The 20,519-nt window shown below is 74.7% G+C and carries 18 protein-coding genes; 9 read left to right on the top strand and 9 right to left on the bottom strand.

The genetic code is table 11. The features are described 5' to 3' along the window. Positions 1 to 202 precede the first annotated feature (202 nt). From rpsO to ACFQ8Y_RS10165, 5 genes are all read left to right on the top strand, one after another. The gene (rpsO, locus tag ACFQ8Y_RS10185; protein WP_429762254.1) at positions 203 to 472 is read left to right on the top strand and encodes a 30S ribosomal protein S15; all 270 of its coding nucleotides are present in this window, start codon (positions 203 to 205) and stop codon (positions 470 to 472) included. Positions 473 to 681: 209 nt separating this feature from the next. Further along, positions 682 to 2,916, top strand: coding sequence for a polyribonucleotide nucleotidyltransferase (locus ACFQ8Y_RS10180; protein ID WP_430585374.1), 2,235 nt, complete (start codon positions 682 to 684; stop codon positions 2,914 to 2,916). A 7-nt stretch (positions 2,917 to 2,923) separates the two neighbouring features. After that, on the top strand, positions 2,924 to 4,252 hold the full coding sequence (locus ACFQ8Y_RS10175) for a M16 family metallopeptidase (protein ID WP_430585373.1): 1,329 nt from the start codon (positions 2,924 to 2,926) through the stop codon (positions 4,250 to 4,252). A 74-nt stretch (positions 4,253 to 4,326) separates the two neighbouring features. Beyond that, entirely contained in the window at positions 4,327 to 5,100 is a 774-nt protein-coding gene (gene dapB / locus ACFQ8Y_RS10170; RefSeq protein WP_430585372.1) for a 4-hydroxy-tetrahydrodipicolinate reductase, read from the top strand. Beyond that, entirely contained in the window at positions 5,097 to 5,573 is a 477-nt protein-coding gene (locus tag ACFQ8Y_RS10165; RefSeq protein ID WP_430549923.1) for a tetratricopeptide repeat protein, read from the top strand. Before dapB ends, ACFQ8Y_RS10165 begins: the two co-directional genes overlap by 4 nt. Here ACFQ8Y_RS10165 and ACFQ8Y_RS10160 read toward each other — a convergent pair. From ACFQ8Y_RS10160 to ACFQ8Y_RS10145, 4 genes are all read right to left on the bottom strand, one after another. Next, positions 5,551 to 6,138: a hypothetical protein gene (locus tag ACFQ8Y_RS10160; RefSeq protein ID WP_430585371.1), complete on the bottom strand. Its 588-nt coding sequence runs from the start codon at positions 6,136 to 6,138 to the stop codon at positions 5,551 to 5,553. The two genes, ACFQ8Y_RS10165 and ACFQ8Y_RS10160, sit on opposite strands and share 23 nt — an antisense overlap. A gap of 96 nt (positions 6,139 to 6,234) precedes the next feature. After that, the gene (locus ACFQ8Y_RS10155) at positions 6,235 to 7,425 is read right to left on the bottom strand and encodes an MFS transporter (RefSeq protein ID WP_430549925.1); all 1,191 of its coding nucleotides are present in this window, start codon (positions 7,423 to 7,425) and stop codon (positions 6,235 to 6,237) included. Between the two features lie 51 nt (positions 7,426 to 7,476). After that, complete coding sequence (locus ACFQ8Y_RS10150) at positions 7,477 to 9,345, bottom strand: glycoside hydrolase family 3 protein (protein ID WP_430585370.1); 1,869 nt, start codon at positions 9,343 to 9,345, stop codon at positions 7,477 to 7,479. Continuing rightward, entirely contained in the window at positions 9,345 to 10,655 is a 1,311-nt protein-coding gene (locus ACFQ8Y_RS10145; protein ID WP_430565055.1) for an MFS transporter, read from the bottom strand. The genes ACFQ8Y_RS10150 and ACFQ8Y_RS10145 overlap by 1 nt, the downstream gene beginning before the upstream one ends. A gap of 179 nt (positions 10,656 to 10,834) precedes the next feature. On the opposite strand from ACFQ8Y_RS10145, the gene ACFQ8Y_RS10140 reads away from it, so the two are divergent. After that, positions 10,835 to 11,470, top strand: a complete 636-nt coding sequence (locus tag ACFQ8Y_RS10140; protein ID WP_430549928.1) for a TetR/AcrR family transcriptional regulator — start codon at positions 10,835 to 10,837, stop codon at positions 11,468 to 11,470. A 71-nt stretch (positions 11,471 to 11,541) separates the two neighbouring features. Here ACFQ8Y_RS10140 and ACFQ8Y_RS10135 read toward each other — a convergent pair whose 3' ends face one another. The 5 genes from ACFQ8Y_RS10135 to ACFQ8Y_RS10115 all read right to left on the bottom strand — a co-directional run bounded on the left by ACFQ8Y_RS10135 (position 11,542) and on the right by ACFQ8Y_RS10115 (position 17,070). Then, positions 11,542 to 13,869 (bottom strand): glycoside hydrolase family 3 C-terminal domain-containing protein, encoded by a 2,328-nt coding sequence (locus ACFQ8Y_RS10135; RefSeq protein WP_430585369.1) that lies wholly within the window; start codon positions 13,867 to 13,869, stop codon positions 11,542 to 11,544. 110 nt (positions 13,870 to 13,979) lie between these two features. Further along, a complete protein-coding gene (locus ACFQ8Y_RS10130) occupies positions 13,980 to 14,489 on the bottom strand; it encodes a GNAT family N-acetyltransferase (protein ID WP_430585368.1) in 510 nt (169 codons plus the stop codon). A 38-nt stretch (positions 14,490 to 14,527) separates the two neighbouring features. After that, the gene (locus tag ACFQ8Y_RS10125; RefSeq protein ID WP_430549931.1) at positions 14,528 to 14,848 is read right to left on the bottom strand and encodes an AzlD domain-containing protein; all 321 of its coding nucleotides are present in this window, start codon (positions 14,846 to 14,848) and stop codon (positions 14,528 to 14,530) included. Then, entirely contained in the window at positions 14,845 to 15,555 is a 711-nt protein-coding gene (locus ACFQ8Y_RS10120; protein ID WP_430585367.1) for an AzlC family ABC transporter permease, read from the bottom strand. The genes ACFQ8Y_RS10125 and ACFQ8Y_RS10120 overlap by 4 nt, the downstream gene beginning before the upstream one ends. Before the next feature lie 48 nt (positions 15,556 to 15,603). Next, positions 15,604 to 17,070, bottom strand: a complete 1,467-nt coding sequence (locus ACFQ8Y_RS10115) for an NAD-dependent succinate-semialdehyde dehydrogenase (RefSeq protein ID WP_430585366.1) — start codon at positions 17,068 to 17,070, stop codon at positions 15,604 to 15,606. Between the two features lie 84 nt (positions 17,071 to 17,154). On the opposite strand from ACFQ8Y_RS10115, the gene ACFQ8Y_RS10110 reads away from it, so the two are divergent. The 3 genes from ACFQ8Y_RS10110 to ACFQ8Y_RS10100 are packed head-to-tail and all read left to right on the top strand — an operon-like array spanning position 17,155 to position 20,384. Continuing rightward, entirely contained in the window at positions 17,155 to 17,694 is a 540-nt protein-coding gene (locus ACFQ8Y_RS10110; RefSeq protein WP_430585365.1) for an AAA family ATPase, read from the top strand. Positions 17,695 to 17,737: 43 nt separating this feature from the next. After that, the gene (dapA, locus tag ACFQ8Y_RS10105) at positions 17,738 to 18,676 is read left to right on the top strand and encodes a 4-hydroxy-tetrahydrodipicolinate synthase (RefSeq protein ID WP_430549935.1); all 939 of its coding nucleotides are present in this window, start codon (positions 17,738 to 17,740) and stop codon (positions 18,674 to 18,676) included. A 22-nt stretch (positions 18,677 to 18,698) separates the two neighbouring features. Then, on the top strand, positions 18,699 to 20,384 hold the full coding sequence (locus tag ACFQ8Y_RS10100) for a ribonuclease J (RefSeq protein ID WP_430565051.1): 1,686 nt from the start codon (positions 18,699 to 18,701) through the stop codon (positions 20,382 to 20,384). The last annotated feature ends 135 nt before the right edge of the window (positions 20,385 to 20,519 follow it).

Here is a 20,519-nt window from a genome sequence, read left to right as displayed (position 1 = left end):
TCCCGCCTGGCCGCCGGCGGCCGGGCGGTACACCCGGGCCACTCACCCGCCCCGGGGTGTGGGGGGCCACCGGGCGCGCCCCCCCCGGTCCCCGGGGGGGCGCCGCGCTGGTAGCATGGTGGGGCCGTACGAACGGCCGCGGATCCAGAGCGCCCCGGTGAACGAGTCCCGGAGCACCGCGCAACGACACCGAAGGAGAGCCATGCCGCTCGACGCTGCCACCAAGCAGTCCATCATCACCGAGTACGCCACTCACGAGGGCGACACCGGCTCGCCCGAGGTGCAGATCGCGCTCCTCACGCAGCGCATCAACGACCTGAACGAGCACCTCAAGGAGCACAAGCACGACCACCACTCGCGTCGTGGCCTGCTGCTCCTCGTCGGCCAGCGCCGCCGCCTGCAGGCCTACCTGCAGAAGATCGACATCGAGCGTTACCGCGCGCTGATCCAGCGCCTCGGCCTGCGCCGCTGACTCTGCCGACCAGCCCGGTCACCCTCGCGGGGGCCGGGCTGGTCTGGTGTGATGTCCCTGTCATAACCACCATCGCGCCGCCGGATCCTCGTCCGGTCCTCGGTAGTGGCCTCCCGAACCGTCCGACCATCGGGTCGGGCCCGGCTCCGTGGGCCTCGATCGAAGACCGCCGAGCCGCGGCGGCGCCCTCGAGATCAAGGAGGGCACCCGTGGAGGGTCCCGAGATCCAGTTCGCCGAGGCCGTCATCGACAACGGCCGCTTCGGCACCCGCACCGTCCGCTTCGAGACGGGCCGCCTCGCCCGCCAGGCCGCCGGCTCCGTCGCCGCGTACCTGGACGGCGAGACGATGCTGCTGTCGGCCACGACGGCCGGCAAGCACCCCAAGGACCAGTTCGACTTCTTCCCCCTCACGGTGGACGTCGAGGAGCGGCAGTACGCCGCCGGCAAGATCCCCGGCTCGTTCTTCCGTCGTGAGGGTCGTCCCTCGACGGAGGCGATCCTGGCCTGCCGCCTCATCGACCGCCCGCTGCGCCCGCTGTTCGTCAAGGGCCTGCGCAACGAGGTCCAGGTCGTCATCGACGTCCTGGCCATCCACCCGGACGACGCCTACGACGTGCTGGCGATCAACGCCGCGTCGGCGTCCACGCAGATCTCCGGCCTGCCGTTCTCCGGCCCGGTCGCGGGTGTGCGCGTCGCGCTGATCGACGGCCAGTGGGTCGCGTTCCCGAAGTACTCGGACCTCGAGCGCGCCGTGTTCAACATGGTCGTGGCCGGCCGCATCGTGGGCGACGACGTCGCCATCGCGATGATCGAGGCCGAGGCGACCGACGACGCCTGGAAGCTCATCAAGACCGAGGGCGTCGCCGCGCCGACCGAGGAGGTCGTCGCCCAGGGCATCGAGGCGTCGAAGCCGTTCCTCAAGGCCCTGTGCGAGGCCCAGGCCTCGCTCGCCGCCCAGGCGGCCAAGGAGGTCAAGGACTACCCGGTCTTCCTCGACTACCAGGACGACGCGTTCGCCGCCGTCGAGGACGAGGTCTCCACGACGCTGCGCGACGCGCTCGCGATCGCGGACAAGCAGGACCGCGAGAACCGCCTGGACGAGCTCAAGGAGGGCCTGCTGGGTGCGCTCGGCGAGCGTTTCGAGGGCCGCGAGAAGGAGCTGTCGGCCGCGTACCGCGCGCTGCAGAAGAAGCTCATCCGCCAGCGCGTCCTCACCGAGGGCGTCCGCATCGACGGTCGTGGGCTCGCGGACATCCGCACCCTGTCCGCCGAGGTCGAGGTCATCCCGCGCGTGCACGGCTCCGCCCTGTTCGAGCGCGGCGAGACCCAGATCCTGGGCGTCACCACGCTGAACATGCTGCGCATGGAGCAGCAGATCGACTCGCTCGGGCCGGTCACGCGCAAGCGCTACATGCACAACTACAACTTCCCGCCGTTCTCCACGGGCGAGACGGGCCGCGTCGGCAGCCCGAAGCGCCGCGAGATCGGTCACGGCGCGCTGGCCGAGCGGGCCCTCGTGCCCGTGCTGCCCTCGCGCGAGGAGTTCCCCTACGCGATCCGCCAGGTGTCCGAGGCGCTGGGCTCGAACGGCTCCACCTCGATGGGCTCCGTCTGCGCCTCGACGCTCTCGCTGCTCAACGCCGGCGTGCCGCTGAAGGCCCCGGTCGCGGGCATCGCGATGGGCCTCATCTCCGACACCGTCGACGGTGAGACCCGCTACGCCGCGCTGACCGACATCCTGGGCGCGGAGGACGCGTTCGGCGACATGGACTTCAAGGTCGCCGGCACCAGCGAGTTCGTCACGGCCATCCAGCTCGACACCAAGCTCGACGGCATCCCCGCCTCGGTCCTGGCCGGCGCGCTGACCCAGGCCCGCGACGCGCGCCTGACCATCCTCGAGGTGCTCGCCGAGGCGATCGACGTGCCCGACGAGATGTCCCCGAACGCCCCGCGCGTCATCTCCGTGAAGGTGCCGGTCGACAAGATCGGCGAGGTCATCGGGCCCAAGGGCAAGATGATCAACCAGATCCAGGAGGAGACGGGCGCGGACATCTCCATCGAGGACGACGGCACCGTCTACATCGGCGCCACCGACGGCCCCTCGGCCGAGGCCGCCCGCGCGGCGATCAACGCGATCGCCAACCCGCACGTCCCCGAGGTGGGCGAGCGCTTCGTCGGCACCGTCGTCAAGACGACGTCGTTCGGCGCGTTCATCTCCCTCTCGCCGGGCAAGGACGGACTGCTGCACATCAGCCAGATCCGCAAGCTCGTGGGCGGCAAGCGCGTCGAGAACGTCGACGACGTGCTGTCCGTGGGCCAGAAGGTCCAGGTCGAGATCGGTGAGATCGACCCGCGCGGCAAGCTCTCGCTCGTCGCCGTGACCGAGGACGAGAAGGCCGACGAGGCCGCCGACGCCGCGGCCGAGACCCCTGCGGAGGCCTGACGCTCTGATGTCCTGGCACCTTCCGCTCGTCCACGCGGGCGAGCCCGGTGCCGACCTGACCGCCGGGCAGGACGGTGCGACGATCCGTCGCACCGTCCTGCCCGGCGGTGTTCGTGTGCTCACCGAGTCGATGCCGGGCCTGCGCTCGGCCACGGTGGGCGCCTGGGTCGGCGTCGGCTCCCGCGACGAGACCGACGGCCACTTCGGCTCCACGCACTTCCTCGAGCACCTGCTGTTCAAGGGCACGCCCCGGCGCTCCGCGATGGACATCGCCGAGGCCTTCGACGCCGTCGGCGGCGAGGCCAACGCGGCCACGGGCAAGGAGCACACCTGCTACTACGCCCGCGTGCTCGACGCCGACCTGCCGATGGCGGTCGACGTCATCGCCGACATGGTCACCTCGGCGCGCCTCGACGAGGGCGAGCTCGAGACCGAGCGCGGCGTGATCCTCGAAGAGCTCGCGATGAACGACGACGACCCGGGCGACGTCGTGCACGAGGAGTTCTCCGCCGCCGTGCTCGGCACGCACCCGCTCGGCCGGCCGATCGGCGGCACCCCGGACACGATCCGTGCCGTGCCGCGCGACGCCGTCTGGGAGCACTACCGCTGGCACTACCGGCCCGAGACCCTGGTGGTCTCCGCCGCGGGCGGCGTCGACCACGACGCCCTCGTCGGGCAGGTGGCCGACGCGCTGAGCACCGGCGGCTGGGACCTGGCCGCCGGGGCGGCCCCGCGCGACCGGCGGCCGACGGCCACGGACCCCGTCGGCGTCCCCACCGAGGGCGTCGAGCTCACGGTGCGGCGCCAGGTGGAGCAGGCGAACGTCATCGTGGGGTCCACGGGCCTCGCGGCCACCGACGACCGCCGCTTCACGCTGTCCGTGCTCAACGCCGTCCTGGGCGGTGGCATGTCGTCGCGCCTCTTCCAGGAGGTGCGCGAGCGTCGCGGCCTGGCGTACACCACGTACTCGTTCGCCTCCGGTCACGGCGGGCTCGGCACGTTCGGCCTGTACGCGGGCTGCTCGCCCGCGAAGGTCGACCAGGTCACCGAGCTGCTGGTCGCCGAGCTGGAGCGCATGGCGACCGAGCCCATCACCGACGCCGAGCTGGCGCGCAGCATCGGCCAGCTCTCCGGCGGGCTCGTGCTGGGCCTGGAGGACTCCGGGTCGCGCATGAGCCGGCTGGGCAAGGCGGAGCTGGTGTACGGCGAGCTGCTGACCCTGGAGGAGTCCCTCGAGCGGGTCCGCGCCGTGACCGTCGACGACGTCCGCGAGCTCGCCGCCGACCTGGCCGCGCGGCCGCGGTCCGTCGTCCGCGTGGGACCCTTCGGCGACTGACCGCCGTCCCGCGACCGAGTGCCGTGCGGCGGCCGGGCGACGGCCGCCGACCTCATCGAATGGAGACCAGACTCATGAGCAGGACCCTCAGGGTGGCCGTGCTCGGCGCGGCGGGGCGCATGGGCGCCACCGTGTGCCGGGCGGTCGAGGAGGCGGCGGACCTCGAGCTGGTCGCGCGCCTCGACGCGGGCGACGCGGTGGACGCCGACGCCCTGGCGGGCGCCGACGTCGCGATCGACTTCACCGTGCCGGCCGCCACGGAGGCCAACGTGCACGCGGTGCTCGACGCCGGCGCCCACGCCGTCGTCGGGACGACCGGATGGGACGACGGCTCGCGCGGCCGCGTCACGGAGCACCTGGAGCGCGTCAACGCGACGCGGGACGGACAGGACGGGCTCGGTGTGCTCATCGCGCCGAACTTCGGGCTGTCCGCCGTGCTCGCGATGACGTTCGCCGCGAAGGCGGCGCGGTACTTCGAGTCGGCCGAGGTGGTCGAGCTGCACCACCCCGACAAGGTGGACGCCCCGTCGGGCACGGCGCGGCACACCGCCGCCGCGATCGCGCGGGCGCGTCGGGAGGCGGGCCTGGCCGCGATGCCGGACGCCACCGAGACGGGCCTCGAGGCGCGCGGCGCCGACGTCGACGGCGTGCGCGTGCACGCCGTCCGGCTGCGCGGGCTCGTCGCGCACGAGGAGATCCTGTTCGGGAACGTCGGCGAGCAGCTGGTGATCCGGCAGGACTCGTTCGACCGGGTGTCGTTCATGCCCGGCGTGCTCCTGGCGGTGCGCGAGGTCGTCTCCCGGCCCGGGCTGACCGTGGGCCTCGAGAACGTGCTGGACCTGTCGTGAGCGACGCGCCGCGCCGGCGCCTGCCGCGGGGGCTCGCGGGGGCGGTCGCCGTCACCGCGCTGCTCGCGCTGTACGTCTGGCAGATCGCCGGGCGCGGCGTCTCGATGATCGGGACCGGCGAGCCGGTGCTGATCGCCATCGGCCTGGCCGTGCTGGTGATCCCGCTGCTCGTCATCGTGCTCATCGCGCGCGAGTACCGTCTCGCGACGCGGGTGCAGCACATGGCTGACCTGCTCGCGGCCGCGGGCGAGCTGCCGGTCGACGACCTGCCGCGCTCGCCCGGCGGCCGGGTGGACCGCACGGCCGCCGACGCCGCGTTCGAGGAGCGGCGCGCTGCGGTGGAGCGCGACCCGGACGACTGGAAGGTCTGGTACCACCTGGCGTTCGCCTACGACGCGGCCGGCGACCGTCGCCGCGCTCGCGAGATGCTGCGCAAGGCGTCGTCGATGTTCAGGCCGGACGCGACGTCCTGACCCGCCCGCCGGCAGTCCCCCCGGGGACGGCCGGCGGGCCCAGGGGCGCCAGCCGCGCCCAGCAGTACAGCCCGTGGCGCACCTGGCGCGCACGGTCGGCGAGCTCGCCCAGCGCGACGAGCGCGGGTGCGAACCGGTCGGCGGCGGGTACGGCCCCGCCGCTCGAGGTCGCCCAGGAGCGCGCGACGGCGACCAGCCGGTCCGGGTCCGCGGCGGCCAGCGCCTCCGCGAGCTCGTCCGAGACGGCCACCACCCAGGGTCCCTCGTCCGCGCCGTCGACCAGGGCGCCGTGCCGCGGGTGCGCCGTGACCTCGGCGTACGGCCGCGCGCACAGCGCCTCCGCGACGCGCCCCAGCATCACGAACGGCTCCACCGCGGGCAGCCGGACGGTGTCGAAGAGCGGCCGGCCCGAGCCTCGCGCCAGCACGGACGGCCCCGCCTCCTGGTGGACCACCGTCGCGGCGACGGCGTCGGTGGGCGCCGCGAAGTAGTCGGTCACGAGCGGCGCGGCACCGTCAGCACGGCCACCGCGCGAGGCTCCTGGCAGCGCCCCCGACAGGTTCATGGGGACACGGTCGCACCCGGGTGCTACGGGCGCGTCACGGCGTCGTGACGGCTCGGGAACGGCTCGTCGGGACGGAGACGCCCCCGGCCGCCGGCCCTACGACGACGCGTGGCGCGGGAACGCCTGGCGGGCGACGAGGACCGCGACGAGCGCGACGGCGACGATCGCAGCGCCGGTCAGCGCCAGGGCGCGTGCCCCGGGACCGGCGACCACCGCCGCCCCCACCGCGGCGCCGAGCCCGATGCCGAAGTTCGAGGTCGCGTTGACGAACGCCCCGGCGACGTCCGCGGTGGCGCCCTGGGTGCGCAGCGCCGCGGCCTGGAACGTGGCGGGGATCGCGCCGAAGGCGGCGAGCCACACGCCCGCGGCCACGAGCACGCCGACGGTGCCCGGGAGGGCGAGGGCGAGCGCGACCAGGGACACGGCGATCGCTGCCATCGCGACGATCGTCAGGGCGCGCGGGCTCCGGTCGAGGTAGCGGGCGGCGCCCCAGAGGCCGACGAGCCCGAGAGCGCCGAACACCAGCAGCGCGGGGCCGACGGCCGGCTCGGACAGCCCGGCGGCGAGGAGCAGCACGGAGATGTACGTGTACACGGTGTACTGCCCGCCGAAGAGCACGGTGTTGGTGCCCACCACGAGCCCGAGCCGGGCACGGCCGCGGCGGGCGGCCGCGGCGTCGCGCGGGGCGGCGGGCTCGACGGCGACCGACGGCAGCAGCCGCGCCACGAGCAGGGCGGTCACCGCGCAGACGGCCGCGAGCACGCCGAACGACCAGCGCCAGCCCACGGCGGCGCCGAGGGACGTGGACAGCGGGACGCCGAGCACGAATCCGAGCGTGCCGCCCGCGGTCACGAGCGTGAGGGCGCGGCCGGTGTACAGCGGGCTGACGAGGCGCGCGGCGTAGGCGATCGACACCGAGAAGAACACCGCGTGCCCCAGGCCGCCCAGCACCCGCGCGCCCGCCACCACGGCGTACGACGGCGCGACGGCCACCAGCAGGTTGCTCGCCGCGTAGGTGGCGAGCGTGGCGAGCAGCAGGGGCTTGCGGGCGAGCGAGCGGGTCGCGATCGTCAGCGGCACCGCGCAGGCGGCGACCACGAACGCGTAGACGGTGACGAGCAGCCCCGCCGTCGACTCGCTCACCCCGACGCCGCGCGCGACCTGCGGCAGCAGGCCGACCGGCAGCACTTCCGTGGTGATGGCCACGAAGTTGGCGACGCCGAGGACGGCGATCCCCGCCGCCGCGTCCCGGACGGTGCGGGCGGGGGCAGGGGAGGAGGACGTCACCGCCTCATCCTCCCATCGGCGGTCGTCGTGCGTCGTGGGCGCCCACCACCGTCAGACCGGCAGGCCGTGGCCGAACCGGAACAGCGGGTCGGCGGTGTCGAACGGGACGTCCTCGCGGGACGCCTCGACGGCGGCCGTCGAGCGGGGCAGGTCGAACGGGAGGCGGCCCTCCGCGGGCACGGCGGCGGTGAGGGCGTCGAGCAGCGCGGGGGTGGAGGCCCCGAAGTTCACGACCAGCGACCCGCCGTCGCCCAGCGCCTCGAGCACCGGGCCGAGGATCGCCGGCCGGTCGAGGTAGACGTCCACGACCGTCGGCACCTGCGCCGCGACCTCGGCCACGTGCGCGACGACGTCCGCGGGGAAGTCGAGCGAGCCGGCGTGGAAGAAGCCCTCGAAGCCGGGGCCGCGGTCCTCGTACGGCGCCTTGAGGCGCAGCAGCGCGACGTCCGCCTCGGCGGGGGAGGCGACGACGGTCACGCCCCCGATGCCGTCGACGTCGGACGCGCCCTCCACGTGGACGCGCAGGCCGCGGGCCAGGGGGAGGCGTGCCGCGCCGCCGGCCGCGGACGCCAGCAGGGTCACGGACCGCGACTGGGCGCGGCGCCCGGCGGCCACGAGGTCCGGGTGCCCGACGACGGACGCGGCGGCGTCGGGGTCGACGTAGCGGGCGCCGTCGAACAGTCCCAGCTCGAGCTTCTCGCGCAGCAGGCGGGCGACCGACTCGTCGATCCGCGACTCGGCGACGCGCCCGGCGCGCACCAGCTCCACGACGAGCTCGGGGCACGACTCGCCGCCGAGCTGGTCCGCGCCGGCCGCGAGGATCTTCTCCAGCCGGTCGACGGGCGCCAGGTGCTCGACGCCCCAGGCGCGGGCGGGGAACGGCTGGCCCAGGATCTCGGCGTCGGACACCAGGCCCCAGTCGGTGCACACGACGCCGTCGAAGCCGAGCTCGTCGCGCAGCAGGCGCGTGAGGATCTGACGGTTGAACCCGAAGCCGACCGGCTCGACCGTCTCGGGCCCGTCGCCGAGGTCCGCGTCGAGGCCCACCGGCATGCCGTAGTACGGCATCATCTGCCGCGTCCCGGCGTCGAGCAGCGCCTTGAACGGCTCGAGGTGCTCGGCGAAGCGGCCGCCCGGGTACACCTGCTCCCGGCCGTAGGCGAAGTGCGGGTCCTCGCCGTCCTGCTGGGGCCCGCCGCCCGGGAAGTGCTTGGTCATCGTCGAGACCGACCGCTCGCCGAACGTGCCGGGCAGGCCCGCCTCGCGGGCGACGTCGCCGGTGGCCTGGAACCCGCGCACGTACGCGGCGCCCATCCGGCCGGTGAGCTCCGCGTCCTCGCCGAACGTGCCGTTCGCGCGGGCCCAGCGGGGCTCGGTGGCGAGGTCGACCTGCGGGTGCAGCGCCGTCCGGATGCCGACGGCGAGGTACTCGCGGCGCGCGGCGTCGGCGTGCTCCTCGACCAGCCGCTCGTCGCGGGTGGCGGCGAGGCCGAGCGTCTCCGGCCACTGCGAGAACGGCCCGGACAGCAGCGCGGTGCCGGGGTTGTCCGTGAAGGCGTGCCGCGGGTCGGTGGACACCGTGACCGGGATGCCGAGCCGGGTGGACGCCGCGAGCTCCTGGAGCCGGTTGTGCCACCGCGCGAACTCGCGCGCGGTCGGGGGCGCCGCGAGCACGTTGAAGTGCGTCATCTGCCGCTTCACGACCATGTCGGTGGTGGCGGGCACGCCCATCGCGGACGGCCCCTCGGACAGCTCGCCGCCGGAGCCCACCTCGATCATGGTCTGGAAGAGCTGGCCCGCCTTCTCCTCGAGGGTCATGCGTCCGAGCAGGTCGGCGACGCGCTCGGCGACGGGGCGCGACGCGTCGCGGTACGGGGCGTCGCCGGGCGCCGGGGCGGTGGCGTCGGTGTCGTCGGTCATCAGCGGGCTCCTCGGATGAACAGGGTGGCCACGGCGCCGAGGGCGACGATGACCGCGGAGACGGCGAACAGGGCGGTGTAGTTGCTGCCGCCGGTGCCGATGGCGAGGAACGCCGGGGCGAGGGCCGGGGCCACGGACTGCGGCAGCGCGTTGGCGATGTTGAACACACCCATGTTCTTGGCGGCCTCGGTCTCGGCGTTGGGCAGCACGTCCGTGACCAGCGCGAGGTCGACGGCGAAGTAGGCGCCGAGGCCGGCACCGAACAGCGAGGCGCCCAGGTAGAGCATCGCGGGGCCCTGGACCAGGGCGAAGGTCAGCAGGCCGGCCCCCGCGAGCAGGGTGGCGACGACCACGAAGACCTTGCGGCGGCCCGTGCGGTCGGACAGCACGCCGCCCAGCAGGGAGGCGACCACCATGACGACGGCCTGCACGACCATGAGCCGCAACTGCCAGCTCAGCGCCGTCGCGGTGTCGAAGCCGAACCGGTCGATGAGGAAGTACAGCTGGTAGGTGTTGTACAGCGCGAAGCCGAAGAGCATGAGGAAGCGGCCGAGGAAGGTCCACGCGAAGTCGGGGTGCTGCCGCGGCGAGACCCAGAAGCCCTTGAGGAACGCGCCGAGGCGGAAGGGGGCGACGTCGGCCCGGTCGAGGTGGCGGTCCTGGAGGACGGCCACGAGGGCGAGCACGCCGACGACGGCCAGGGCCGTGGGGACGACGAAGATCCAGATCTCGTCCGCCCCGGCCGCGGTGAACGCGAAGGCGAGCGCGATGCCGACCAGCGGCGCCAGCTGCTGGGCCATGCCGAGCAGGCTGGAGACGCGGGCGCGCTGGGTCTCGGCCACCTGGTCGGGCAGCAGCGCCTGGAGCGCGGCCTGGGTGCCGTTCATCGCGGCCTGCGTGACGGCCCACCCGATCACGACCATCCAGATCGCGGGCGCGAACGCGATGAGCAGGAGGCCGACGGCGCCGAGCAGCACGCCCCACAGCAGCCAGGGCCGCCGCATGCCGAGCCGCGACGTCGTGCGGTCGGACAGGGCGCCCGCGACCGGGTTCGCGACGAACGCGAAGAACGCACCCACGCCGGTGACGAGGGCCAGGTTCGTGGCGCGGGTCTCGGGCGTGGACAGGGCGTCGACCTTGAGCGCCAGCGTGCTGACCACCGGCGTGAGCACCGCGATGTACAGCGTGAAGAACGCGAGGACGTAGGCGACGACCGTCCCGGTGCCCGCGGCGGCGCGGCCGGCCTCCGGGCTGCGGGTCGGGGACGCCGGGGACGGGCCGGTCGGTGCGGGGGCCTGAACGTCTGCCATGGACGACTCCTGATTCTCTGCCGGGCCCGCCGTCGGACCCGCCTGGCGACCAATGCCTACCGGCCGGTCGGCAAGTGAGGTTACCGCATGGTAGGTATTGGTGCCAAGGGTCCTGCTGGGGCGCGTGCGGGTGAACCGTCCCGTCCGACGCGGCGGGCGAACGAGGGAGAATGGCCGACGTGAGCGACACGACGATCCAGGACGAGGCCGCGCCCCGCCGGGGCTACGCCAAGGGACGGGCCAAGCGCGAGGAGATCCTCCAGGCGGCGATCGTCGCGTTCGCCGAGGTCGGGTACCACGGCGCCTCCCTGCGGGAGATCTCGGCCCGCGTCGGCATCTCGCACCCGGGGCTGCTGCACCACTTCCCGACCAAGGCCGCGCTGCTGGAGGCGGTGCTGGAGCACCGCGACGCGGTGGACTTCGCGGACTTCGACACCGACGTCGAGCAGGGCCGCACCATGTTCGAGGCACTCGTGCGCCTCGTCCAGCGCAACGCGCTGCGACGCCCCGTCGTCGAGGTCTTCACGGGTCTGGCCGCCGAGGCCACGTCCACCGACCATCCCGCGCACGACTACTTCGCGCGACGGTACGCGGACACCCTCGAGCGGGTCCGCACGGAGCTCGAGCGGCTCGCGGCCGACGGCCGGCTGCGCGACGGCGTCGACGCCGGGGTGGCGGCACGCACCGTCGTGGCGCTCATGGACGGGCTGCAGATCCAGTGGCTGTACTCGCTCGAGCGGCCGCGCGCCGAGCGCGTCGACATGTCCGCCGACCTGCGGGCCTACCTCGACCTGATCGTCGTCGACGCGGCGTGATGTCGTGAGCGCTCGATCGGTGTGGTCGTGGTCCGGCCGGCACCGATCGAGCGCCCACAGGGTTCGGGGGGTCAGGCGTCGGCGGCTGCCACGAGCTGCTCGAGGGTGCCCCGGTCGAAGCCTGCCAGGCCGAAGTCGGCGATCACCGCGAGCGGCATGTCCGTGGCCATGGCGAGCATCGACGGGTCGATCGGCGTCGCCTCGAGGGCGGGCCGGATCATCGCCCCGGCGACCGGGTGGTCCAGCGCCTCGCCGAGCGTCGACAGCTCGTGCAGGGGGAGGGTGACGTCCTCGCCGACGACGTCGACCACGAGCTCGGCGCGCAGGTCGCGCGACGAGGCGCCCACGGCGACCCGGAACTCGCCGCCCTCGAGCGCCCAGCGGCGCAGCACGGGGTGCCAGTACGACAGGTCGCGGGCGTCGAGGTCGAACGTCACGACCCGCGACGCGTGCGGCTCGAGGTGCACCTTGGCGAACGCCTTGAGCTCGCGCTCGGGCCGCTGCACCTGGGCCTGCGGGTCCCCGACGTACACCTGGACGACCTCCGCGCCCGCGACGGCGCCGGTGTTGGTCACCCGGACCGACACGCGCACGCGGGTGTCGGGGCCGGAGCCGGTCACCTCGGCCGTGGCGTCGTCGTACGCGAACGTCGTGTAGGTCAGGCCGTGCCCGAACGGGTAGGCGACGTCGACCTTGCGGGCGTCGTACCACCGGTAGCCCACGAGGACGCCCTCGCCGTACCGGACGTGGCCGAGCTCGCCGGGGAAGTTCCCGAAGGCGGGGGTGTCCTCGAGGCGCAGCGGGAGCGTCTCGGTGAGCCGGCCCGACGGCGCCACGGCGCCCGTGAGGACGTCGGCGACGGCGGAGCCGCCGGCCTGGCCGCCCAGCCAGCCGGTGAGCAGCGCGGGGGTGGCCTCCTGCCAGGGGGCCACCGAGATCGCCGAGCCGCCGGCGAGCACGACGACGACCCGCGGGTTCGCCGCCGCGACGGCGCGCAGCAGCGCGACCTGGTCGGCGGGCAGGTCGAGGTGGTCGCGGTCGTAGCCCTCGGACTCGTACGCGGCGGGCAGGCCGAGGAACACGAGCACGGTGCCCGCGCCGCGCGCCGCGTCGACCGCCTCGGCGACGAGGGTCTCGGGGGAGCGGTCCTCGGCCGGGCCCTCGGCCAGCGCGTAGCCCGGGGCGAACGGCAGGTCGGCGCCGGCGGCCGCGCGCAGCGCGGTGAGCGCGTCGTCGAGGCGGGTCGGGTTGACCTGCGAGGACCCGGCGCCCTGGTAGCGCGGGGTGCGGGCGAGCTCGCCGACGACGGCGGCACCCGCGAGGGCGTCCGGCGCCAGGGGCAGGAGGGGTGCGCCGTCGACGGGGTCGTTCCTCAGCAGCACCGTGCCCGCGGCGGCGGCCTCGCGGGCCAGCGCGTGGTGGGCGTCGACGTCGAAGGTGCCGGGCGCGTCCTGCGCCGGGAGCGAGCGCGCGACGAGCTGCAGCACGCGGCGCGCGGCGGCGTCGACGAGGGACTCGTCGAGCGCGCCGGAGCGGACGGCGGCGTCGACCTCGGCGTCGGTCCGGCCGCCGGACGACGGCATCTCGAGGTCGAGCCCGGCGGCGACCCCGGCGACCCGGTCGCGCACGGCGCCCCAGTCGGAGACGACGAGGCCCTCGAAGCCCCACTCGTCGCGCAGCACCGTGGTGAGCAGCCAGTCGTGCTGCGAGGCGTACACCCCGTTGACCTTGTTGTAGGCGCACATCACGGTCCAGGGCTGCGCCTTCGTGACGACGCGCTCGAACGCCGGCAGGTAGATCTCGCGCAGGGTGCGCTCGTCGACGTCGGCCGACACGCGCATCCGGTCGGCCTCCTGGTTGTTGGCGGCGAAGTGCTTGAGCGACGTGCCGACGCCGAGGGACTGGATGCCCTCGACCAGGGCCGTCGCGAGCTCGCCGGCCACCACCGGGTCCTCGGAGAGGTACTCGAAGTTGCGCCCGCACAGCGGCGACCGCTTGATGTTCACGCCGGGGCCCAGGAGGACGGCGACGTCGTTCGCGCGGGTCTCCCGGCCGAGGGCCTCGCCGACGCGGCGCAGCAGGTCGGCGTCCCAGCTCGACCCGAGCGCGGCGGCGGTCGGGAAGCAGGTGGCGGGCACGCTGTTGCCGAGGCCGAGGTGGTCCGCGGTCTCGTCCTGCTTGCGCAGGCCGTGGGGGCCGTCCGTGACCATGATCGACGGGACGACGGTCGCGCCGTCGCGCTCGACCGGCTGCGTGTGCCAGAAGTCGACTCCCGAGAGCAGGGAGGCCTTCTCCTCGAGCGTGAGCGACGCGAGCACGCGCTCGACGTCGAACGGGTCGGCGGGGTGCTCGGGGGTGCCGTCCGCTGCGGTGGCGGGCACGGTCTGGTCGAGGGTCACGGGGCGCTCCAGGGGTCGGCGACGGTGCAACGCCTGCAGCCTAGCAAAAAACCTACCGTTCGGTAGGCAACTGGAGCGGCCGCCCGCGGTCGGGGGGAGCCCCGCAGGCGTCAGATGGCGGCGGACCAGCGCCGCTCGACGACGTCGCGCACGCCGGTCGCCAGGGTGCGGGACGTGCCGTCCGGCCCCAGGCCCGCCGAGCCGAGGAAGCGCTCGCGCGCGGAGTCGTCGTCGAGCACCCAGGTGACGACCTGCTCGGCGCCGTCCGTGCGGAGCCGGTCGACCGCGGCGGACAGCAGCCGCGAGCCGTGGCCGCCGCGCTGGTGCCGTGGCTCCACCTCGAGCGCCACGAGCTGGCCGGGGCCCACCGCCGCGAAGCCGACGATCTCCGGCCCGTCGAGGGCGACGAGCACCACGAATCCCGGGCCCGGCGGTGCCGTGATCGCGCGCGCCCAGCGGTCGCGCATCGCGTCGGTGTCGAGCGCGTCGACGACGCCGTCGCCCAGCGCCACCTCGTGGGTCGCGCGCCAGGCGGACACCTGGACACGCGTGACGGCGTCCTCGTCGCCGGGGACTGCCGGGCGGACCGAGACGTCGGCCGCCTCGCGGAAGAGTGCCATCCGGCCACCCTAGTGACCGGGCGACCCCGTGCGGGTCGTCAGCCCCAGCCGAGGGCGCGCAGCCCCGCCGCGGTGGCGGCCGCCAGCACCACCACGAGGATGAACGGCGCGCGCAGCGCGAGGGCGATCGCCGCGACGGCGAGCGCGGGCACGCGCGCGTCGACGACGAGGGCCTGCCCGTCGGCGAACGTCTGCACGACGACGAGCGACACCAGGAGCGCCACCGTGACGAGCGTCGAGGTGCGCTGCACGCGGTCCGTCGCGAGCCAGTGCTCGGGGATGAGGTGGCCGGCGAGCTTGAGCGCGAAGCTGAGCAGCGAGGCGGCGAGGACGGTCACCCACAGCACGGTGGTGGTCATGCGGCCTCCGTCCGGCCGTCCGGGGTGCGCGGCGTCGCGACCACGCCCACGGCGATCGCGACCGCCGCGGCGGCGAGCACGGGCACGCCCGCCGGGACGACCGGGATCAGCGCGGCGGTGACGACGACGGCGAGCGCCGCGACGACCTGCGCGCGCCGCGCGGCGAGCCGCGGCCACACGAGGGCCAGGAACGCGGCCCCGGCGGCGGCGTCGAGCCCCCAGGCGCGGGGGTCGCCGAGCGCGTCCCCGGCGAGCGCGCCCACCAGCGTGAACGCGTTCCACAGCACGAAGACGCCGACCCCGGTGACCCAGAACCCGGCCCGGGTGGCGGCCCGCTCCCGCTGGCCCACGGCCACCGCCGTCGACTCGTCGATGGTGAGCTGCGCCGCGGCGAGCCGTCGCCAGCCGCGCACCTCGAGCAGCGGCGCGACGACGGCGCCGTACAGCGTGTTGCGTACGCCCAGCAGGGTCGAGGTGGCCACGGCGGCGACGGGGGAGCCGCCCGCGGCGACGACGCCGATGAGGGCGAACTGCGACCCGCCGGAGAAGAGCAGCAGGCTCAGCGCCATGGTCTGCGGCACGCTGACACCGGCCACGACCGAGAGCGCCCCGAACGAGATGCCGTACAGGCCGGTGGCGAGCGCCACGCTCGCCCCCTGGCGGACGGCGGACCGCACCGCCGGGTCGCGCCCCTCTCCACGTGTCACGCCGGTAGGAAACCACGGCCCGCCCCGGCGCGGGAAAACGTCCGTCGCTCAGAGCGCCACGTACACGGTCTCGAGGAACTCCTCGAGGCCCGCCTCCCCGCCCTCGCGGCCCAGCCCCGACTGCTTCATGCCCCCGAACGGGGCGCTCGCGTCGGAGACCATGCCGCGGTTGATCCCGATCATCCCGGCGTCGATCTCCGCCCCGACGCGCAGGGCCCGTTCCAGGGAGGTGGTGTAGGCGTACGCGGCGAGCCCGTACTCGGTGTCGTTCGCGAGGGCGAACGCCTCGTCGTCGTCGGCGAACCCGACGACGGGCGCCACCGGGCCGAAGATCTCCTCGCGCACCGCCCGCGCGTCCCGGTCCACCCCGGCGAGCACGGTCGGCTCGAAGAACGTGCCGGGACCGTCGGGGCGGCCGCCGCCCGTGAGCACCTGCGCGCCACGGTCCGTGGCGTCGTCGACGAGCCCGGCCACCTTCTCGACGGCCCCGGCGTCGATGAGCGGGCCGACGTCGACGCCGTCCGTGTCGCCGCGCCCGACGCGCAGGCCGGCGAACCGGTCGGCGAGGCGCTGCGCGAACTCGCGGGCGACGGAGTCGTGCACGAGGAAGCGGTTGGCCGCGACGCACGACTGGCCGGCGTTGCGGAGCTTCGCGACGGTCGCGCCGTCCACGGCGGCGTCGAGGTCGGCGTCGGCGAAGACCACGAACGGCGCGTTGCCGCCGAGCTCCATCGACGTGCGCAGCACCTGGTCGGCGGACTGCTTGAGCAGCGCGCGCCCGACGGCGGTGGAGCCGGTGAAGGACAGCTTGCGCAGCCGGTCGTCGGCGAGCAGCGGCGCCACGAGGTCGCCCGAGCTCGCCGTGGGCACGACGTTGACGATGCCGCGCGGGAGCCCGCGGTCGGCCGCCTCGGAGCGGATCACCTCGGCGACCAGCATCGTCGTGAGCGGGGTCTGGTGGGCGGGCTTGATCACGACCGTGCAGCCCGCCGCGAGCGCCGGGCCGATCTTGCGCGTCGCCATGGCGATGGGGAAGTTCCACGGCGTGACCAGCAGCGCCGGGCCGACGGGGCGCCGGTGCACGAGCTGCCGGTTCGCGCCGGCGGGAGCCGTGCGCACCAGGCCGTCGGCCCGGACGGCCTGCTCGGCGTACCAGCGCAGGAAGTCGGCGCCGTACGCGACCTCCGCCCGCGCCTCCGCGAGCGGCTTGCCGCACTCGGCGGTGATGAGCGAGGCGACGGCGCCGCTGCGCGCCACGAGCCGCTCGTAGACGGCGCGCAGCAGCTCCGACCGCTCGCGCGGCGCGACGGCACGCCACGCGGGTGCGGCGTCGGCGGCCGAGGCGAGCGCGCGGCGACCGTCCTCGGGGGAGGCGTCGGCGACGTCGAACAGCACCTCGCCCGTCGCGGGGTCGGTGACCTCGAACGTCCGCCCGCCCGAGGCCGCGGTCCACTGACCGTCGGCGAGCATGCCGGTCGGCAGGTGGGCCACGAGCGCGGGGGACAGCGAGCTCATGCCCCGAGTATGCACAGGGGTCGGTCCGCTCGACACGGGGAGCGGACGACCTTCGCCCCCGGCGCCGTTCCCTACGATCGGCGGATGGGCGACGGGCGGGACGGGGGCGAGGTGACGCTGCTCCTGCTCAACGGGTTGCCGGGCGCCGGCAAGTCGACCGTCGCGGCGGCGCTCGCGGCCGGGCGGCCCGGCACGCTCGTCCTCGACGTGGACGTGGTCCGCACGCTGATCTCCGGCGACCCCGCCCGCGCGGCGGAGCCCGCCCGGCGCCTCGCCCTCGACATGGCGCGCTCGCACCTGCGGGCCGGCGCGGGCGTCGTCGTCCCGCAGCTCGTGGCGCGACCCGACCAGGTGGCCCGTTTCGCGGACGCCGCGGCGGACGGCGGGGCGCGGTTCGTCCACGCGATCCTGCGGGTCTCGCCGGCGACGCTCGGGCACCGGGTGGCGGCGGACGGTGCTGCCGGCCGTGCGGCGCACCGCGCCGACCTCGACGCCGCCGCCCTGGGCGCCTACGCGGCGGGCCTGCGCGAGGTGGTCCGCACGGCGGGCGCGGTCGAGGTCGACGCCGACGCGGCGGGCGTCGCCGACCTGGCGGCCCGGCTGGGGCGGCTGCTCGACGGGTGAGTCCGGTCCGTCGGGCGCGGTCGCGCCCGGTACGGTTGACCTCATGACGCTCGCCCTTGCCGCCGCGCGCCCTTTCGGCGCCGTCCTCACCGCGATGGTGACCCCCATGACGCCCTCGGGCGACCTGGATCTGGATGCGGCGGTCAAGGTGGCGAAGCGCCTGGTGGACGACGGCAACGACGGGCTCGTGCTGTCGGGGACCACCGGCGAGTCGCCGACGACGCACACCCCGGAGAAGGCGGACCTCGTGCGCGCCGTCGTGGACGCGGTCGGCGACCGGGCGTACGTCCTCGCGGGCGCCGGGTCCAACGACACCGTGCACGCCGTGCGGATGGCGGAGCAGGCGGCGGAGGCGGGCGCCCACGGGCTGCTCGTCGTCTCGCCGTACTACTCGCGTCCGTCGCAGGAGGGCCTGTACCGGCACTTCGCGACGGTCGCCGACGCCACCGAGCTCCCCGTGATGCTGTACGACGTCCCGGGGCGCACCTGCGTGCGGATCGCGGCGTCGACCTACGAGCGCATCGCGCGGCACCCGCAGGTCGTCGCGACGAAGGACGCCACCGGTGACGTGTCGTCCGTCGCCCCCCTGGCGGCCGCGACGGGCCTCGCCTGGTACTCGGGCGACGACAGCCTGCTGCTGCCGTTCCTGTCCATGGGCGGCGCCGGCGTCGTGTCCGTCTCCGCGCACGTCGTGGGCGGGGCGTTCGCCGAGGTCGTGCGCCGCTGGGACGCCGGTGACACCGCGGGCGCCCTGCAGGCGTACCTGCCCACCGTGCCCGTCATCGAGGCGCTCAACGGCGCCGGCGCCCAGGCCGTCATGGCCAAGGCCGCGCTCGAGGTGCTCGGCGTGCTCGACAACCGCGAGCTGCGTCTGCCCAACGTGGCCGCCTCCGAGGACGACGTCGCGCAGCTGCGCGACGCCCTCGCGACGGCGGGCTACCTGAACGACGGCGTCCGTGCGGGCGCCACCACACTTCCGTAAGACCGACCGGCCTGGAGGCCCCGTGAGCCACCCTCACCCCGAACTTCCCCTGCCCCCCGCCCTGCCGTCGAAGGGGCTGCGCATCGTGGCCCTCGGCGGCCTGGGCGAGGTGGGCCGCAACATGGCCGTCCTCGAGTACGAGGGGCGCCTGCTCGTCATCGACTGCGGCGTCCTCTTCCCCGAGGACCACCAGCCCGGCGTGGACCTGATCCTGCCGGACTTCGAGTACATCAAGGACCGCCTCGACGACATCGAGGCGATCGTCCTCACGCACGGGCACGAGGACCACATCGGCGCCGTGCCCTACCTGCTGCGGCTGCGCCGGGACATCCCGCTCGTCGGCTCGCGGCTCACCCTCGCGTTCGTCGAGGCCAAGCTCAAGGAGCACCGCATCAAGCCGGTGCTGCGCGTCGTGGCCGAGGACCAGACCGAGCGGTTCGGCCCCTTCGACTGCGAGTTCGTCGCCGTCAACCACTCCATCCCGGACGCGCTCGCCGTCGCCGTCACGACCGGCGCCGGCACGGTGCTGCACACCGGCGACTTCAAGATGGACCAGCTGCCGCTCGACGGCCGCATCACGGACCTGCGCGCCTTCGCCCGGCTGGGCGAGAAGGGCGTCGACCTGTTCATGGTCGACTCCACCAACGCCGAGGTGCCCGGGTTCGTCACCAACGAGGTCGAGATCGGCCCGGCGCTGGACGCCGCCTTCGCGCAGGCGGAGAAGCGGATCGTCGTCGCGTCGTTCTCCTCGCACGTGCACCGCGTGCAGCAGGTGCTCAACGCCGCCCACGCCCACGGGCGCAAGGTCGCCCTGGTCGGCCGCTCGATGGTGCGCAACATGGGCATCGCCGCGGAGCTCGGCTACCTCGACGTCCCCCCGGGTGTCCTCGTCGAGCTCAAGCAGGCCGCGAGCCTGCCCGACGACCGCATCGTCTACATGTCCACCGGGTCGCAGGGCGAGCCGATGGCGGCCCTGAGCCGCATGGCCAACGGCGACCACAAGGTCCAGGTCGGCCACGGCGACACGGTGATCCTCGCGTCGTCGCTCATCCCGGGGAACGAGAACTCCGTGTTCCGGGTCATCAACGGGCTCACCCGTCTCGGCGCGCGCGTCGTGCACTCCGGCAACGCCAAGGTGCACGTGTCCGGCCACGCGAGCGCCGGCGAGCTCCTGTACTGCTACAACGTGCTCAAGCCGAAGAACGTCATGCCGGTGCACGGCGAGGTGCGTCACCTCGTCGCCAACGGCGCGCTCGCCGTCCGCACCGGCGTGCCCGCCGACCGCGTGATCCTCGCCGAGGACGGCGTCGTCGTCGACCTCGTGGACGGCAAGGCGTCCGTCGTGGGCGCGGTGCCCTGCGGCTACGTCTTCGTCGACGGCTCGACCGTGGGCGCGGTCACGGAGAACGAGCTCAAGGACCGCCGGACGCTGTCCGAGGAGGGCTTCGTCTCGGTCTTCGCCGTCGTCGACACCGCGACCGGCAAGGTGATCGCCGGCCCGCAGATCCTCGCCCGCGGCATGGCGGAGGGCAATGCGGTCTTCGAGGAGATCCAGCCCGACGTCGTCGCCGCGCTCGAGAACGCGATCGCGGGCGGCGCCACCGACACCTACCAGCTGCAGCAGGTGATGCGCCGCGTCATCGGGCAGTGGGTCAACCGCCGCCTGCGCCGCCGGCCGATGATCGTGCCGGTGGTCGTAGAGGCCTGACGGGCCGGACGCCCTGGTCAGGGCGCACGAGCGGCGGGCCGCGCCAGTATGCTGGCGCCGGCCCCCCCCCGGCCCCGGGGGGGCGGTGAACCCGCCCCACCCCGGGGCCCCCCCCGGCCGCCCCCCCCCCCCCCA

Source organism: Isoptericola sp. NPDC056605 (assembly GCF_042792795.1).
In the GTDB taxonomy this organism is placed as follows: domain Bacteria; phylum Actinomycetota; class Actinomycetes; order Actinomycetales; family Cellulomonadaceae; genus Isoptericola.
This window is presented reverse-complemented; position numbering and strand designations above follow the sequence as displayed.